Source organism: Hymenobacter daecheongensis DSM 21074 (assembly GCF_900141805.1).
GTDB classification, from domain to species: domain Bacteria; phylum Bacteroidota; class Bacteroidia; order Cytophagales; family Hymenobacteraceae; genus Hymenobacter; species Hymenobacter daecheongensis.
Genome location: NZ_FQYN01000004.1, coordinates 397,427 through 413,918 on the forward strand (window position 1 = coordinate 397,427; position 16,492 = coordinate 413,918).

Sequence of the window (16,492 nt, forward strand, 5' to 3'; positions counted from 1 at the left end):
AACTAAAGGTATTAGAAAGTAAGGCGAATAGAGCCGCCGTACATCTTCGACTGGGGCAGGGAGTTGAACTCAAACCCTTGCGAGTTGCTGACGCCTGTGGTATTTACTTCCGGATCGATGTGCGGAATGTTGGGGGCATACAGGAAGAGGTTGCGGGCATTCAGACCCAATTCTACGGCACCGAAGAAAGTTTTGTCGGTGAGCGTCTTGGGCAAAGAGTAGTTCAGCGCCACTTCGCGCAGACGCAACCAGGAGCCGTCGAACACAGCGAATTCGTAAGGGCCCGAGCCCCACAGATCGGTGAAGTAGTTTTCGGCCGTCACCTGCACGTTGTTAGGAGCGAAGGTGCCGTCGGCCTGCTTGATTACGCCATCAATGATGTAGGTACGGGTCCGGTCGCCGGTTTCCTTTGCTGCCCCGTTGCGGCGCAAGTCGAACACATTGCGCGATACGATGTCTCCGCCTACGCGAACATCCAGCAGCGTGCTCAGCGTCAAACCTTTGTAGGCAAAGTTGTTGGTAATACCACCCGTCCAGTCCGGGTTAGGATCCCCGATAACGCCGTTATCCGGCTGTTGCTGCGTACGGCCCTGTGCGTTCAGCAGCAGGGGACCGGAGTCGCCGTTCTGACGCAGGAATTTCGAGCCGAACAGTACACCGTAGGGCTGGCCGGCAATCAGGCGCGTGCCGGGCGTGGTGAAGCCACCGAGCTGAATGAAGGTGACACCGGGAGCCAGCTCCAACACTTTGTTGCGCACGCGCGAGTAGTTGAAGGAGTTGCTGTAGGTGAAGCTACCCGCCTTGATGGGGGTGCTGCTGATCATCAGCTCAATACCGCGCGCTTCGGCAGTACCGATGTTGCGGTTCACACTGGTGAAACCCGACGTGGCCGAGAAGGGCACGGCGAAAATGATATCCTTGCTCTTCTGAACGTAATAGGTAGCCTCAATGCCCAAGCGGCCTTTGAAGAAATTCAGATCGGCGCCGGCTTCGTAGCTGGTCGTAAATTCGGGTCCGAGGTCAATGTTACCCCCCACGTTGTTGTAGGTCAGACCGACTTGGTTCAGGAACGGGTAGTTGATGGCCGGGCCGAAACCATCGGTCACGCTCGTGGTCTGGTAAGTCGTGTTGGTGCCATATACTGGGGCTTCGCGGCCTACCTGGGCAGCAGCTGCCCGAATTTTGAACTGATCCAGCACGCTGTTTTCCTTCAGCATAGGAATAGCGTCGCTAAGAACGATGCTGGCCGAAGCACCGGGGTAGAAGTAGCTGCGCTTGTTTTTGCTGAAGGTAGAGGAATAGTCATTCCGACCCGACAGGTTCAGGAAGGCGAAGTTTTTGAAGCCCAGCTGCAGATCACCATATACCCCAATCAGGCGACGGGAGGTTTTTTCGGCGAACGGCGTGTAGTTTTTCGTGTTCGAAATGTTGTTGAAGCCGCGTACCTGAATATCGGAGCCCACTACTACCAGCCCGTCGGTGCGGCGCTGGTTGATTTCGTTGCCCAGCAACAGGCGCGCGTTGAAGTTTTCCGAAATATCGCGCCGGATATTCAGCGTGAGGTAGGAGCTGATTTCGCGGCGGTTGTAGGTTTCATCCTGGATGTTGCCTACAAAGGAGCCGCCCCCGCCATACGTTACGGTGATGCCGCGGCTGTCGCGGGCATTCACATACTTAAACTGCTGTGAATAGGTATCCGTGCCGAGCTTGTAATCCAGCGAGAGCCAGTCGGTGAAGTCGTAGCCAATGCTGACGTTGCCTACGATACGGTTTGTCTCGTCGTCATAGGTGTTGTTTTTGATCGACCACAACGGGTTGTCGCTGGCCCCGAAGAACGTGTTGTTTGTAGTGAATGTACCAACCACCTGGGCGTTCTGCTGGCCGCCGCTCGGCTGCTCAAACGGATATTTGAATACATCGAACGAGCGGGGCAGCACCCACGAGTGGAAGAACGGGTTTGCCAGCGAGTTGCCCTGAATGGTGCGCTTCGATACGCTGTTCGAAAAAATGACGTTGGTGCCCGTGCGCAGCTTGTTGGTCAGTTGGGCGTTGCCGTTGAAGGTAACCGTGTTGCGCTTCAGGTCGTTGTTGTCCAGAATGCCAACTTCGTGCAGGTTGCCATAGGAAGCATAGTAACGGGTGCGCTCGGTAGCGCCCGACAGCGACACGTTGTTCTGGAAGTTTGAGCCGGTTTTGAAGATGCTGGTTACGTTGTCAGGATTGATGCTCAGCACCTCATCCTCGCCACGGAAGTTTTTCACCGTCTGGCCCGTTACGCGGGGTCCCCACGACATCTGGGTTATCGGCCCGAATACGCCCGAGTTGCCCTGGGCAAATTCGTTCTGATAGTCCGGCGTACGACCAACTTTAACGATGTTATAGTTGGAGCTGAAGGTAATCGACTGTTTTTTGGTCCCCAGGGTAGCTCCCTTCTTGGTGGTGATAACCACAGCGCCCGAAGCAGCCCGCGAGCCATACAGCACGGCGGCGGCAGGGCCTTTCAGAATAGACACCGATTCAATGTCATCCTGGTTCAGGTCGATGGCCCGGTTGGAGTTGGCGACGCCTTGTTGCAGTGCATTGGTGCCCCCACCGTTGTCAATTGGAATACCATCTACCACGAACAAGGGCTGGTTGCTGCCCGTGAAAGTCGTCATGCCGCGGATGAAGATGTTGGACGAGGCACCCACCATACCGCTAGAACCCTGCACGCGCACGCCAGCCACTTTCGCCGTCAGCGAGTTTACCACGTTGGTCGAGCGCGCCTGCGTCAGCTCCTGCGATTTCACTTCCGACACGGAGAAGCCCAAGGCTTTTTTCTCCTGCTCACGACCAAAAGCCGTCACGACAACTTCGCTAAGCTGTTTGGAATCAGTCGACAACCCAATATTAATCTGGGTTTCGTTGCCAATCTGCCGCTCTGAAGGCAAGTAACCTACGGAGCTGAACACGAGTGTACCGCCTTCGGCAGGGGCGCTCAAAGTAAAGCTGCCGTCCGAATTAGTTGACACGCCATTAGTTGTGCCTTTCAACAAGACCGTAACCCCTGGCAGGCCATCGCCCGACTGGCGGTCTGTTACCCGCCCGGAGATGTTCCGGTTTTGGGCTGTCACCTGCTGCAGCAGAGTGAGCATGAGTAAGAAACTCATGAGTACGATTTTTTTCATGCAGAATGGGGTTGGTAATGAAAAAGGTGAAAGTCTGAGGGCAATTTATAACAAAGAGGTGTATTATTCATAAAACCAGATAGAACAAAAAAACTGTCTTTTTTTAAAACATTTTTAACAAATGAGTATGCAACATATAAATAGCCGTGAGCTTTGAGGAGCTATAATGCAATAGCCTAAATCGATATATGTCAACCACCTTGTGAGCAAAAGGTTGTTCTATAATTACCGTTCTGCTTACTTGAACACTGTATCCACGAGCCATCTCAGCAACTGAGTCACAACGCTGCCGTTATGCCTCATCGGTCATTGAGATACATTAGCTAACATGAGGATGCTAAAACTGGCAGTACCGAATATGTACCTTGCGGCACCCCCAAGCTGACTTTCTCAGCGTCCCGACTTTCTCTTTCTGCCATGCGTCGCCTTGCGCCTTTCCTCTGGCTGGTATTGCTGCTTGGTGGCTTGGGCGGCCTGTTGGATCGGCTTTTTCCGCTGCCGCCCGCGCCGCGCTACTCCCCTATCGTGCTGGCGGCCGATGGCACGGTGCTGCACACTTTTCTGAACCCGACGCAGAAGTGGCGGATGAAAACGGAGTTGCGCGAAATAACGCCCGCACTACGCCAGATCATCCTTGCCAAGGAAGACCGCTACTTCTACTACCATTTCGGCATCAATCCGCTGGCTATTCTCAAGGCGGCGGGCCGCAATGCTTTTGGCGCGGGCCGCACCACCGGAGCCAGCACTATTACCATGCAGGTGGCGCGGCTGCTGGAACCCAAAGAGCGCACCTGGCCCAATAAGCTGCTGGAAATGCTGCGAGCGGTGCAATTGGAGGCCCACTACAGCAAAGCTGAGATTCTGCAGCTATACCTGAATCTGGTGCCTTACGGAGGCAATATCGAAGGGGTGAAGTCGGCGGCGCTGCTGTATTTCCAGCAGCCACCCGATTACCTATCCCTAGCCCAGACCGTGACGCTGGCCATCATCCCGAACCGGCCGCGGGGGCTGGTGCTGGGGCAGCACAACGCGGCTATCGTGCGCGAGCGGAACCGCTGGCTGCGGCGGCTGGGGCAGCAGGGGGCTTTTTCGCGGCAGGCCATTGCCGATGCGCTGCTCGAGCCCCTGGCCGCGCGCCGCCAAGCGGCCCCCGCGCTGGCCCCGCACCTGGCCCGGCGGCTGGTGCGGCAGTTTCCGGGTCAGGCCATCATCGCCTCCACGCTGCAGCGCGGCAAGCAGGCCAAGGCCGAAGACCTGACCCGCAACTACGTGCGCCGTCTGCAGCCGCTGGGCATCAGCAACGCTGCCGTGCTGGTAATTAATAACCGCACCCGAGCCGTGGAAGCGTACGTGGGCTCCGCTGATTTCCGGGATGCGCTGAATAAGGGCCAGAACGATGGCATCCGGGCCGTACGCTCGCCGGGCAGCACGCTCAAGCCGCTGCTCTACGCGCTGGCGCTGGATAAGGGCCTCGTGACGCCCAAGAGGCTGCTGCCCGATGTGCCCACCAACTTTGCCGGCTACCAACCCGAAAATTTCGACAAGCGCTGCCACGGCGAAGTGCCTCTGGACCGTGCCCTAGCCTATTCGCTCAACATTCCGGCCGTGCGGGTGCTGTCGGAGCTGGGCGTGCCTACCTTCACGGATAAGCTGCGGGCGGCCGGCTTCCGGCGCGTAGCCCGCGACGCGCCCCGTCTGGGCCTGAGCACCATCCTGGGCGGCTGCGGGGCTACGCTGGAAGAGCTGACCAACCTATATGTGACGCTGGCCGCTGGCGGCCAATACGCGCCGCTGCGCTTCGCAGGTAAAAATGAAGACTTGAGAAGTGAGAATGGAGTCCGCTCTGAAAATCGGAAGCAAAAGCAGCCGGTAGAATCAATTCAGGATTCACAGCTATTTTCCGAGGCTTCCGCTTTTCTCATCACCGACATCCTGGCCCAACTCACCCGCCCCGATTTGCCGGTGGGCTACGAAACCAGCATCCGGCTGCCCAAAATAGCCTGGAAAACCGGCACCAGCTATGGCCGCCGCGATGCCTGGAGCATCGGATATAATAAGGAGTACACTATCGGCGTGTGGGTGGGCAATTTCAGCGGGCAGGGCAGCCCCGCCCTCACTGGCTCCGATGTGGCTACGCCCCTGCTCTTCGACCTGTTCAATACGCTGGCCTACAACTCGCCCAACAACTGGTTTCAGCCCCCGGCCAGCCTCGATTTCCGACTGGTGTGCACTGAAACCGGCTTGCCGCCCGGCGAAAACTGCCCCAATCAGCTCATCGACTATTTCCTGCCCGGCATTTCTACCGCCCAGCGCTGCCAGCACCAGCGCGAGGTGCTGCTTTCGGCCGACGGGCAGTTTGCGTTTTGCCGGGCCTGTGCGCCGGCCGCGGGGTTTCGGCGGGCGCTGTACCCGGAGCTGCTGCCCGAGGTAGTGGCGTTCAGGGCGGCGCAAGGGATTCCGTATCGGCAGCGGCCACCGCACAATCCGGCGTGCCAGCGGGTGCGGGGCGGGCGGGAGCAGGCCCCAGGCATCACTTCGCCGCTGGCTAATGCGGAATACGTGCTCAATAAGGGCGAGCAGCAGCAACTCCTGCTCAGCTGCACCACCGACGGCGAAGTGCGCCAGGTGTATTGGTACGTTAATGACCGTTTTCTGCGGGTGGCACCAGCTACTGAGCGGATTTTCTTCCGGCCACCACCCGGCCAACTCAAAATATCCTGCGCCGACGACCACGGCCGCAACACCGATGTGCGGGTGACAGTAACGGAGCTGTAGCGGCCCACGCGGGTGCCAGCAGCGTATTTGCTATTTCAGCAACCCGCGCAGCCGCTACGTCGGCCAAGGCAAACCAACTTGGCCTGGCCTGGCTGAAAGCACTAAAAACCTGTTAGTGAACCACCTGTCAAAAGCCGGGCGCTACCCGTAGCGCGGAACTTTCTGCATAGCAAAACCCGTATATGCTGGCCACACCGCGCTGCCGGTGGGGCTGGGTTGGCACGGTGCTTGCCAATATCCCCGTATCACTGACCATCCAGTAGCTTAAACCCTAAAGATTTAGCCATGAAAAAGTTCAGTTGGATTCTCGCGTTGGTTATGATTTTCACCGCCGTTTTCGGTGATGTGGCCCAGGCTCAGGAAAGAAAGAAGTGGAGCCCGCAGGCCAAAGGCACCCTGATTGGGGGCCTGGGCGGCGCGGCGGCCGGAGCCCTCATTCATAAGCGCAACCGCGCCGTGGGTGGCGTGGTAGGCGGCGTGGCTGGGGCGGGCGTAGGCTATGCCATTGGCAAGCGCACTGATAACCGCCGCAAGGAAGCCGCCCGTCTGGCGGCCATTGAGCGGGCTGCCGCCAACCGGGCCGCGAATGAGCGGGCTGAGCGGGCTGCTTTGGCCCGCCGCGTAGCGGCCGCCGAGCGTAAAGCAGAGCTGGCCCAGGCCAAGCAGCAGCAACAATACCCAATGATGGCCAATGGCTTTGCCGCCACCACCACCCCGATGATGCTGACCGCCAGCAATGGCCCCGTAGCCGCCGGCTACCTGCCCAACGAGTCGTATGGCGACCGGAACAGTGCCTACGGCACTTCGGAAGTGCGTAGAAAAAGCTGGTAAGTCCGGATTTCTCTTACTTTCGCCGACTCCAGCCCTGCGCCGGGGTCGGCGAAATTCTTTTCCATCGTTCACCAAAACCTGGTTCTATGAAGTCCTTCCTCTGGATTTTGCCTCTTTCAGCCGCCCTTGCCACTTCCTGCACCAAGACCGCCGACCCGGCCACTCCAACGGTGACGGCGCAGGCGCTCAATCAGCAGTTTATCAGTGCCTGGAACAGCAAAAACGCCATCCAGCTCGATACCATGTTTGCCGACGACGTGCATTTTCTGCAGGGTGCCACCCATTTTCAGGGCCGCTCGGAAGTATCGAACCGCTGGGTGCGCGAAACGATGGGCACCATCTCCAACCTGCGCCTGAACGTGGCCAGCTCCGCCACCGATGCCCAGACGGCCTACGAAGGCGGTACCTACAACGTGGACGTGATTCCGACTTCGCCCGGCGTGCCCATGGGCCAGGGTGAAGGCAACTTCATCTTACTCTGGAAGAAAAACCCCAAAGGTGTCTGGAAACTCAGCTACGCCCAGCTCGAAGGGCTACCGGTGCGGGTGAGATAATCAGATACGCTGCTTTTGCTTGCTAAAAGCCCGGTGCGCCTCCCGCGTGCCGGGCTTTTACGTTTCCGCTGGTGGCACTAGAAACACCTGGGTGCCGGCCGGCACCAGCGCCGCACCCTCATGCGTGAGCAGCAACGCCCGCGCCGGGGTATCAGCCGCGCCAACCTCGGTGGGCCGGGTTATTTCCTCCACGCTGGCCGTGGCGTTTTCCTGCCGGCCATCGGGCAATACCAGCCGCACGGGCCATACGGTATGCAAATCGAGCCGTGCCAGGGCAGCCGTGGTTACTTCGGCTAGCAACAGCACGCCCAGGCCGGTCAGGCTGAAGCTGTCTTTCACTTGTAGTAGCGGAGTAGTGAGCATAGCAGGCAGTACGGCCAAACACGGGGCGAGGCGGCACGGCATACTGCGCCTCTTAGAAGCTGTCTGAATTAATTACGAATGTCCTGCTGAGCTTGTCGAAGCATCTCTCCCGCTTCGTTGCAATGGTAACTTATCGAAGCGGGAGAGATGCTTCGACAAGCTCAGCAGGACGCCCTAAAATACTGCTACGCCTGCTGCTCCAGATACTCCTCGCCCTGCATCACCGGTGCCATGTCTTTGGATTCAGCCTCCGTAAAGAGCCGGGAGCGAATCAGGAACCGCACGCCGAGTGGGATTTCCAGCGAAAAGCTGGCTCCCCGACCCTTGGTTACGTCTACGGTGAGCTGGGTGTGCTGCCAGTACTCAAACTGCGAGGTGCTCATAAAAAAGTCGCAGCCGTGGATCTGGCCCAGCCACACGTCGTTGCCGCCAATACGAAACTCGCCCTTAGCAAAGCACATCGGCGACGACCCGTCGCAGCAGCCCCCGCTCTGATGGAACATGAGCGGGCCGTTTTCATCGCGCAGCAGGTCGATGGTGGCTTCGGCGGCGGGCGTGGCGAGGACGCGGGGAGTGGGCATAGGTGAGATGGTGAAGTTGTGAGGTTGTGGGGTTGTGGAGTTGTAAAAAAACGCCTGTCATCCTGAGCTTGCGAAGGACCTTATCAGGCAAGAACGGGTCGTGACAACGATGGTCGTTCAGCTGGCACAAGGTCCTTCGCAAGCTCAGGATGACAGGCGTTTTTTTACAACTTCACCACTTGCCTAAAAAAAGCCCAGTTTCTGCTGGCTGTAGCTAATGAGCATGTTTTTGGTCTGGCGGTAGTGGGCCAGCATCATCTTGTGGTTTTCGCGGCCAAAGCCGGAGGCTTTGTAGCCGCCGAACGGAGCCCCGGCGGGGTAGTCGTGGTAGCAGTTCACCCACACGCGGCCGGCCTGAATGGCGCGAGGCATCGTGTACAGCTCGTGGGCGTCGCGGCTCCAGAGGCCGGCCCCGAGGCCGTAAAGCGTGTCATTGGCCAGCTCAATGGCCTCCTCGTTGTCTTTGAACGTAGTGACCGACAGCACCGGGCCGAAAATTTCCTCCTGGAAAATCCGCATTTTGTTGTGCCCCCGGAAGATGGTAGGCTGAATGTAGTAGCCGTCGGTCAGCTCGTCATGCTCATGGTCGCGGTGCGCTTCGCCGCCGGTCAGCACCTCGGCGCCTTCGGCCTTCCCGATTTCCAGGTAGCTCAGAATTTTCTCGTACTGGTCGTTGCTGGCCTGCGCCCCCATCATGGTGCTGGGGTCGAGGGGGTGGCCGAGCTTGATGGCTTTCACCCGCTCAATCAGGCGGGGCATAAAGGCATCGTAGATATCCTCATGAATGAGCAGGCGCGAGGGGCAGGTGCAGATTTCGCCTTGGTTCAGGGCAAACATAGCTGCGCCTTCCAGACACTTATCCAGGAAATCGTCGTCGTGGTCCATCACCGATTTGGTGAAGATATTGGGCGATTTGCCGCCCAGCTCCATCGTCACGGGGATGATATTTTCGGCGGCGTATTGCAGAATGAGGCGGCCGGTGGTGGTTTCGCCGGTGAAGGCCACTTTCTGCACGCGCTTGTTGCTGGCCAGCGGCTTGCCGGCTTCCAGCCCGAAGCCATTCACCACGTTAATCACACCGGCGGGCACAATGTCCTGAATCATCTCCATGAGAACCATGATGCTGGCGGGCGTTTGCTCGGCCGGCTTCACCACGATGCAGCAGCCGGCGGCCAAGGCGGGAGCCATTTTCCAGGTGGCCATCAGCAGCGGGAAGTTCCACGGAATAATCTGCCCCACCACGCCCAGCGGCTCCTGAATCACCAAGGATAAAGTGGTTTCGTTCAGCTCGGTGGCCGAGCCTTCCTCGGCCCGAATCACGCCGGCGAAGTACCGGAAGTGGTCGATGGCCAGCGGCAGGTCGGCGGCCATGGTTTCGCGGATGGCTTTGCCGTTTTCCACCGTTTCGACGGCCGCCAAGTGGGCCAGGTTGGCCTCCATGATGTCGGCAATTTTCAGCAGCACGTTGCTGCGCGTGGTGGCCGAGGCTTTGCCCCAGGTTTTGAAGGCTTCGTGGGCGGCATCGAGGGCCAGCTCAATGTCTTCCTTGGTACTGCGGGCCACTTTGCAAAACGCCTTGCCATCAATAGGTGAAGGGTTTTCGAAGTACTGGCCCTTCACCGGAGCCACCCACTTGCCCCCGATAAAGTTGTCGTAGTGCGACTTGAATTTGGGCCGGGCTACCAGCGTAGAGGTGCTTTCCAGGGTTTCCATGAAGGGTAGTTTGAAGGTGGGAAATACAGACGTTTTGACTAGCCCAAGCTAGGCTCCTTCCCACGTTCAACAGCTCTCTTATCGTCGCACAAAAGCAGCCTATTGTCGCAACTTTGGTGAGTACTTACTACCTTATGAACAGGCTTTTCGTCCCTGCCTATCCTCGCCGCCCAAACCTACCGCCCATGCCAGCCGCTCATCTGCCCACTGCGCTGCCCCTGCACGCTCCGGCCCAGCTTTCCACGCTGGTCGAAAACCGTACGGTATACAGCCTAGAAGCCTTTGAGCTGAATGTGTTTGAAACGCACCAAATGGCCCATCAGGTGCCGCTCAGTATGGGCAATCTGGTGCTGACCACCATGCTGCGCGGCAAAAAAGTGATGCACCTACCCGGCCGCCCGGCCTTTGCATATCTGCCGGGCGAGTCGGTGATAGTGGGGCAGGACCAAACGATGGTTATCGACTTCCCCGAGGCCGATGCCACCAACCCCACGCAGTGCCTGGCCGTGGCCATTCCCACCGATACCATCCGCCAGACCATTGACCTGCTCAACGAGCAGCAGCCCCGCGCCGAAGAGCACCTGCCCTGGCACCTGGACACCACCACCGACCACGCCCACTTCCAGAACACACCCGAGCTGACCGGCACGCTGGAGCGCCTCGTGCAGCTCTCCCGCGACACGGGCCGCGTGAAGGATGTGCTGGCCAACTTCACCATTCAGGAAATGCTGGTGCGCCTCATGCAGACGCAGGCCCGACAACTCATTTTCCATAACTACCAGCAGCACCTCACCTCCCACCGCTTCGCGCACGTGGTGCACTACATCAAGCAGCACCTCACCGAGCAGCTCACCGTGGAAAAGCTCTCGGAGCTGGCCTGCATGAGCAAGGCCACATTCTTCCGGGTCTTCAAGCGCGAGCTGGGCCTCACGCCCATCGAATACATCATTCAGGAGCGCCTCACGGAAGCCAAGCGCCTACTGCGCCATCCGCTCAGCACCGTGGCCGACGTATGTTTTCGGGCCGGCTTCAACAACACGGCTTATTTTCAGAAGCTGTTCAAGCAATACGAAGGCGTGACGCCGGGACTGTATAAAAAGCAGTACGCGGCAGGGTAGCGCGGCGGCAGTGCCTGCGGCCCCATTAGCTTGCCTCGCTGAAAGCAGCGGCGGAAGCCGGCCATTGCGGCCCGCTACTGTCGTTCTTTCCACTACGCTTGCCCCTTCGTGCCGACACCCGGAGCCCACCGCTGACTCACGAGCACATGCCAGACCATTACAAGCGTTGGCGCAATAGTGACGCAGACGCTGGCTTGGTGCCGTAACGGCTCAACCGTTTTTGACACTGACCCAAATCTGAAAAAGAAACTTTTATTAACCGATTTATATATCTTTATATATACTAAATAGATATTCTGCCCGGTAGGCGAAGGGAGGGTGTTGGAGGGTGTTGGCGGAATGTTGACCGAATAAGGACCAGAAGGTAACGGGGTTGGTGAAAATGCCTCGTGCGTGCTACCAGAGACAGCAACAGCTGTTTGCGCTTGATGTATCGAGAACAGTACGGTCGGGCTTGGCCCGTTTGTTTTTCATCCTTCCCCCCCCTTCCCAATGAATACGCAATCTTCTTCTACGCCGCTGGCTGACAATCAGGCTCCCCAGGACCAAAATCCAAATCAGGAGCCGATTGCCGCCTCCAATCCTGCGCCAACCGCTGAGGCTGGTGCCATCCCGGCTGCGCAGGCTAACCCGGCTCCCACGGCAGCCGCTGCACCCGCCCCCATTGCGGCCGCACAGCCAGCTCCGGTTGCCGCCGCCGCTCCGCTTCCGACTGCCCAGGCAGCCCCGATTGCGGCCGTCATCACCATTCCCGTTGCTGCCGCCGGGCCTGCGCCAACCGCTGCCGCTATTCAACCCACCCACGCGCAACCCGGCAGCGTGGCCGCTGCAACCACGCCTGAGAATCCAACGACGCTGACGTTATCTATTCCAATAGAAATATCCGTCAGTGCTCCGCTCCAACCGGCTAACCCTCTGGCCCAGCCCGCCAGCAGCGTTCCGGCACCCGCCGCGCCCGGCAACAGCCCCGAAAACCCAGTCGCTGAGAAGAGTGTCATCGGGTTCCAGTATGCCGCTGGCCTTGGCGGAGCCAACGATACTGCCGATAAGCCCAACGAGCTTCGGGCGTCGGATGGCCAGCAGGCCCCCGGCAATGAGGCCCGCCAGCCCAGCCCTGAAAACTAAAGGCAGGCCTGCGCGCTGTCGGCTATCCTAAACCAGGGAAGCAGGCGCACTACGCTTCCAACCGCCCCAGGCACACCTGCAAACTGTCGCGCCAGTGCGGAATGGCTACCTGGAGCTTGGTTTTAGCTTTGGTTTTGTCCATCACCGAGAAGGCGGGGCGGGTGGCTTTGGTGGGATATTCGGCGGTGCGGATGGGCAGCGTGCGTACCGGCGTATGGCTCAGCTCGAAGATGGCCTTGGCGAAATCGTACCACGACGTAACGCCTTCGTTGCTATAGTGATAGAGGCCAAATGCCTGATTCTGGCTTTCGATGATGGTCAGGATACAGCCGGCCAAGTCGATGGCGTAGGTGGGCGTACCAAGCTGGTCCCAGATGACGCGCAGTTCCTCTCGCTCCTTGCCAAACCGGAGCATCGTTTTCACGAAGTTGTTGGCGTATTCGGAATACAGCCAGCTGGTGCGCAGAATGAAAAAACGGCTCGTATGGGCCGGAATCACCTGTTCACCTTCCAGCTTGGTGAGGCCGTAGATGCTGATGGGCGCGGCCTCGTCGGTTTCTACCAGGGGCTGGTTGCCGGTGCCCGCAAACACGAAATCGGTGGAAATATGGATGAGCGTGCTGCCGTGGGCGGCGCATAGCCGCGCTAGGTTTTCCACGCCGTCGCGGTTTACGCCCCGGGCTAGGTCCACTTCGTCTTCGGCCTTATCCACGGCCGTGTAGGCGGCGCAGTTGATAACGTAGGTGGGTTGGTGCCGGGCAAAAACGGCCGTCAGCGTGTCTACGTTCAGGATATTGGCCTGCGCTTCGGGCAGAAAAACGAGGCTGGTAAGCTGGCGCTCCTGCGCAACGTGCTGCAGGCATTGGCCCAGCTGGCCGGCCCCACCGAAAACGAGTGTCGTACCCATAGAAAGCAGAAAAGGGAAGAGGAATGTATGGCCGCAAATTAGCCATTTCCGGCTTCGGTTTCCGCATCGGCCGCGCCGGCTGGCGGCAGCAGCGGCCCCTCCGGCCGCACCGGCCGCTTGTTTTTGATGGGCTCGAACCGCTGCTCCCGGGGCTGCTTTTCGCTCAGATACTTCCAATAGCGCAGCGGCATGTGGCGACGGTGCAGCTTTATGTTTTTGCGCTCCGGGATGTTTACGTGGTCGAAATACGACTGCCAGAGCAGCCGAAACAGCGGCTCCCGCTCGTCGAGCACGGTGGCGGATATATCGGTATTGCGCTGCGGCGTGTTGGCTTCAAACTGCACTACGTCGGTGCGCGTCAGGTCGTAGTACAGGCCGTAGCGGCGGCGCTTGTCGAAGATCAGCCAGCGCTGGTCAGCATAGCGCTTGGTGAAGTGCGGCGCGATAAGCGGCAGCACGTCGAAATCGGGCTCGATGGTGGCGTGAAACAGGCCGTCCTGGGTTTTCTCGAAGCGCACGAAGGCTTCCATGCGGTGCTTTTCGCGGTACATCTGCTGGGCTAGGCGCTGAATGCGACGCACGGTATCGTCGGCGTAGTTTTCCGAAATATCCTGAGCCGAGCGCATGGCCAGATCGGCGTAGCGGAAAATGAGCATTTCCCGGTCGGCATCCTCACTCAGAAACGTGTGAAACAGCCGCGTACGGGCTTCCTCGTCGAGGTGGCGCAGCAGGCCCTCCCACACGCGGGCGGCGGTGGCTTCGTGGGTATCGATGAATACGGGCTGCGCAAACAAGCCACCCTGCGCCGCGCCTACTGGCTGAATACTGTTGGGCGCGGCCCGGCGGTCGTACACGGCAAACAGCACCGACAGCAGCCCCTCAAAAGAGCCGTCGTAGGTGTAGTCGAGTGGGGGCGCGGTGAGCAACGGGGCAGCCGGGCGGTGGGCAGCAGCACCCACGGAGCTGGCCGGGCGACGAATTGGTTTCATACGGAAGCAAAACAACCATTCGATACGCACGGCCGCCGTCGGAGTTCGGGCACGCTTTGCCCGCTCCGGCCCGCAGGCTGCAGCCGAACCCCAAAAACGCCGGCAGGAGCCCTGCCGGCGTTTTGCTGCGGTAATCTTACCGATTAACGACCAGCCGCTGCGTGGCTACGCCCTGGCCGGTCAGGAGCTGCACGAGGTAGATTCCGTTGGCCAGCTGCTGCAGGCTCAGCGGGAGCACAAGCTGCTGCCCCGCACTGGCCTTGCCCGCTCCCACAACCGCAACCTGACGGCCCCTCACATCGGAAAGCGTGACCTGATAAGGGCCGGCCATGGTGGGTGCAAACCGGATCTGGGTGCGGTCTTGGCCGGGGTTGGGCGCAAGGCTTAGCGGCGTGGTGAGCATGGGGCCGGCCGTGGCAGTGGTGCCGGAAATGCGGCAGCTGGTGCCCACGGTGTAGCTGTGCGGGTTGCTCACCGAGGTTTGCTGCGGTCCGCCGGGGCCAATCTCGTAGGTGAAATACACGCTCGTGATGGTGCCGCTGCCGATGGCTTTGGTGAACGTGAAGTCGCCCACCGCGTTTTTCACCATCGTGTAGCCCGGATAAGCCCCAATGGAACCTTCGCGAATGAACACAATGGCCAGATTGCCGCCGGCAGTGGCGCCAATCGGGTGAAAGGTGAAGGTCACGTTAGCGCCTGTCGTGACGGCCGAATAGGCGTAGTCGGGGCGGGTGGCGCAGTAGCCGTCGGCGCTCTGCACCAGCACCGAAACCGGGGTCGAGGTGGTGTTGGCGTTGCCATTGTCGGTGGCTTTGGCCGTCAGCGAGTACGTATCGCCTATCACGCCCGTCCAAGTATAGGTGTAAGGTGCCGTGAGGTCCTGCCCCAGCAGCGTGGTGCCCTGGAAAAATTCCACTTTGGCAATCGTGCCATCCGAGTCGGCGGCATTGGCCGCGAGGACGATGGTGGCCGGCGCGGCGAAAACTGCCCCGCTGGCCGTCGGCGCGGTCATGCTCACCGTGGGAGGCACGTTGGAGGCCGATACCAGACAGTTGGTGCCCACCGTGTAGCTGTGCGGAGTAGCGGCCGAGTTTTGCTGCGGCCCGCCGGCTCCTACTTCATACGTAAAATACACGCTCAGCACGACTCCGGTGGCAATGGCTCTGGTGAGCACGAAGTCGCCGACGGCATTCTTCACCATATTGTAGCCGGCGTAAGCCCCGGCCGAGCCCTCGCGGATGTAGATAATTGCCAGGTTGCCGCCCGCTGTCGCCCCCACCGGACTGAAGGTGAAGGTCACATTGGGCCCGGTGGTTTCGGCCTTGAAGGAGTAGTTCGGCGTGTTGAAGCAGTAGTCGGCCAGTACGCCGGCCGGCAGCTGGCGGACGGGGGCAGCAGCCCACAGCGGGCTGCCGAAAAGCAGCAGCGCCAGCAGGGCCCACAGGCCCCGGGCGGCGGCAGCGCACGGCAGGAAATTGTAGCTGTTTTTTTTCATGGATTGGGGAGGAAAAAATAAGGGTGAGAAAAAAAATTGGGTCGAGGAAAAAAAAGCGGGCACCGCCTCGCGGCTCTCTCGCTGCACCGTCAGCGAAGCAGCCGGCCCGGCAGCAGGAAGCCACCGCTCCGGCCTCCGATTGTTGTGTGCATACCGTATAGCCGATTCGGCAGCCAGTACATCTCAGCGGCAGAGCAAAGCTTATTTAATTGATTTGTAACCTCTCAGAAGCCTTTTTGAAACCGTGTGCCGTAAGTGTATACACCTGCGCCAGCCCAGCCGGGTGGCCTATTTGATGCCCTAAACAAAGTAGTGTAAATCCGCTCTTGAGCCCGACAGTACGCTCACCGGTCACCTGTTTTGCTCTTCGGCACGGCCTGAAAAGGCGCAAAAAAAAGTGGTTGCTCACCCACCGATTCGGCAGGAGCAACCACTTTTCTTACACTCACTTTCACCACCCCACCCCCGCCAAAAAAGGCGGCCCTTCTCCCGCTTCCGCGGCAGCAACAGGCCCCGCTAATAAGCGCGCCATTAGGTACGCAACTCGCTGCTCCTGGCCGGCCCTTTTACCCGACCTGCGGCGCTAAGCCGCCCGCCGCTGCCGCGCTTCTGCTTCGGCGCGAGCGGCAGCATGCATCAGCTGCACCAGCGGCAGCAGATCGGCCAGCTTGCAGCAGCATGCCATGCGGGCCACCTTCCCGGATTTGTTCGTTTCAGCAGAAGCGGCCGGCGCGTCGGCGGCGCGATGAGAGATGTTCATAAGATCGATGTGTTGATTTTTTGATGTGCTTATGTGCTGATGGGGTAATGTGCTATTGTTGGCTTTCGGCTGGTGCTTTAGTGGGCTTCTGGTTCAATCTCAGAGCGGCGGTGT

The 16,492-nt window shown here is 59.5% G+C and carries 13 protein-coding genes; 5 read left to right on the plus strand and 8 right to left on the minus strand.

Annotated features, from left to right (window positions below; genetic code table 11):
- Positions 1-11: 11 nt before the first annotated feature.
- Complete coding sequence (locus BUB62_RS09835; RefSeq protein WP_073109350.1) at positions 12-3,167, minus strand: SusC/RagA family TonB-linked outer membrane protein; 3,156 nt, start codon at positions 3,165-3,167, stop codon at positions 12-14.
- Between the two features lie 417 nt (positions 3,168-3,584).
- On the opposite strand from BUB62_RS09835, the gene pbpC reads away from it, so the two are divergent.
- The 3 genes from pbpC (at position 3,585) to BUB62_RS09850 (ending at position 7,327) form a co-directional block, all read left to right on the plus strand.
- The gene (gene pbpC, locus BUB62_RS09840) at positions 3,585-5,942 is read left to right on the plus strand and encodes a penicillin-binding protein 1C (RefSeq protein ID WP_073109353.1); all 2,358 of its coding nucleotides are present in this window, start codon (positions 3,585-3,587) and stop codon (positions 5,940-5,942) included.
- A 318-nt stretch (positions 5,943-6,260) separates the two neighbouring features.
- Positions 6,261-6,773, plus strand: a complete 513-nt coding sequence (locus BUB62_RS09845; RefSeq protein WP_234988666.1) for a glycine zipper 2TM domain-containing protein — start codon at positions 6,261-6,263, stop codon at positions 6,771-6,773.
- A gap of 86 nt (positions 6,774-6,859) precedes the next feature.
- Positions 6,860-7,327: a YybH family protein gene (locus BUB62_RS09850; protein WP_073109360.1), complete on the plus strand. Its 468-nt coding sequence runs from the start codon at positions 6,860-6,862 to the stop codon at positions 7,325-7,327.
- Positions 7,328-7,384: 57 nt separating this feature from the next.
- Here the strand turns inward: BUB62_RS09850 and BUB62_RS09855 are convergent, their stop codons facing one another.
- The 3 genes from BUB62_RS09855 to BUB62_RS09865 all read right to left on the minus strand — a co-directional run bounded on the left by BUB62_RS09855 (position 7,385) and on the right by BUB62_RS09865 (position 9,984).
- A complete protein-coding gene (locus BUB62_RS09855; protein ID WP_143164100.1) occupies positions 7,385-7,690 on the minus strand; it encodes a hypothetical protein in 306 nt (101 codons plus the stop codon).
- A gap of 185 nt (positions 7,691-7,875) precedes the next feature.
- Positions 7,876-8,271 (minus strand): DUF779 domain-containing protein, encoded by a 396-nt coding sequence (locus BUB62_RS09860; protein ID WP_073109366.1) that lies wholly within the window; start codon positions 8,269-8,271, stop codon positions 7,876-7,878.
- A 183-nt stretch (positions 8,272-8,454) separates the two neighbouring features.
- Entirely contained in the window at positions 8,455-9,984 is a 1,530-nt protein-coding gene (locus BUB62_RS09865) for an aldehyde dehydrogenase family protein (protein ID WP_073109369.1), read from the minus strand.
- Positions 9,985-10,169: 185 nt separating this feature from the next.
- Here BUB62_RS09865 and BUB62_RS09870 point away from each other — a divergent pair, with 185 nt between their 5' ends.
- A complete protein-coding gene (locus BUB62_RS09870; RefSeq protein WP_073109372.1) occupies positions 10,170-11,102 on the plus strand; it encodes an AraC family transcriptional regulator in 933 nt (310 codons plus the stop codon).
- Between the two features lie 492 nt (positions 11,103-11,594).
- The gene (locus BUB62_RS09875) at positions 11,595-12,227 is read left to right on the plus strand and encodes a hypothetical protein (RefSeq protein ID WP_073109375.1); all 633 of its coding nucleotides are present in this window, start codon (positions 11,595-11,597) and stop codon (positions 12,225-12,227) included.
- 49 nt (positions 12,228-12,276) lie between these two features.
- Here the strand turns inward: BUB62_RS09875 and rfbD are convergent, their stop codons facing one another.
- The 4 genes from rfbD to BUB62_RS19305 all read right to left on the minus strand — a co-directional run bounded on the left by rfbD (position 12,277) and on the right by BUB62_RS19305 (position 16,378).
- The gene (rfbD, locus tag BUB62_RS09880) at positions 12,277-13,134 is read right to left on the minus strand and encodes a dTDP-4-dehydrorhamnose reductase (protein WP_073109379.1); all 858 of its coding nucleotides are present in this window, start codon (positions 13,132-13,134) and stop codon (positions 12,277-12,279) included.
- 38 nt (positions 13,135-13,172) lie between these two features.
- Positions 13,173-14,123, minus strand: a complete 951-nt coding sequence (locus tag BUB62_RS09885; protein ID WP_073109382.1) for a TIGR03915 family putative DNA repair protein — start codon at positions 14,121-14,123, stop codon at positions 13,173-13,175.
- Positions 14,124-14,259: 136 nt separating this feature from the next.
- The gene (locus BUB62_RS09890; protein ID WP_073109383.1) at positions 14,260-15,618 is read right to left on the minus strand and encodes an Ig-like domain-containing protein; all 1,359 of its coding nucleotides are present in this window, start codon (positions 15,616-15,618) and stop codon (positions 14,260-14,262) included.
- 583 nt (positions 15,619-16,201) lie between these two features.
- Complete coding sequence (locus BUB62_RS19305; protein WP_159437437.1) at positions 16,202-16,378, minus strand: hypothetical protein; 177 nt, start codon at positions 16,376-16,378, stop codon at positions 16,202-16,204.
- Between the last annotated feature and the right edge of the window lie 114 nt (positions 16,379-16,492).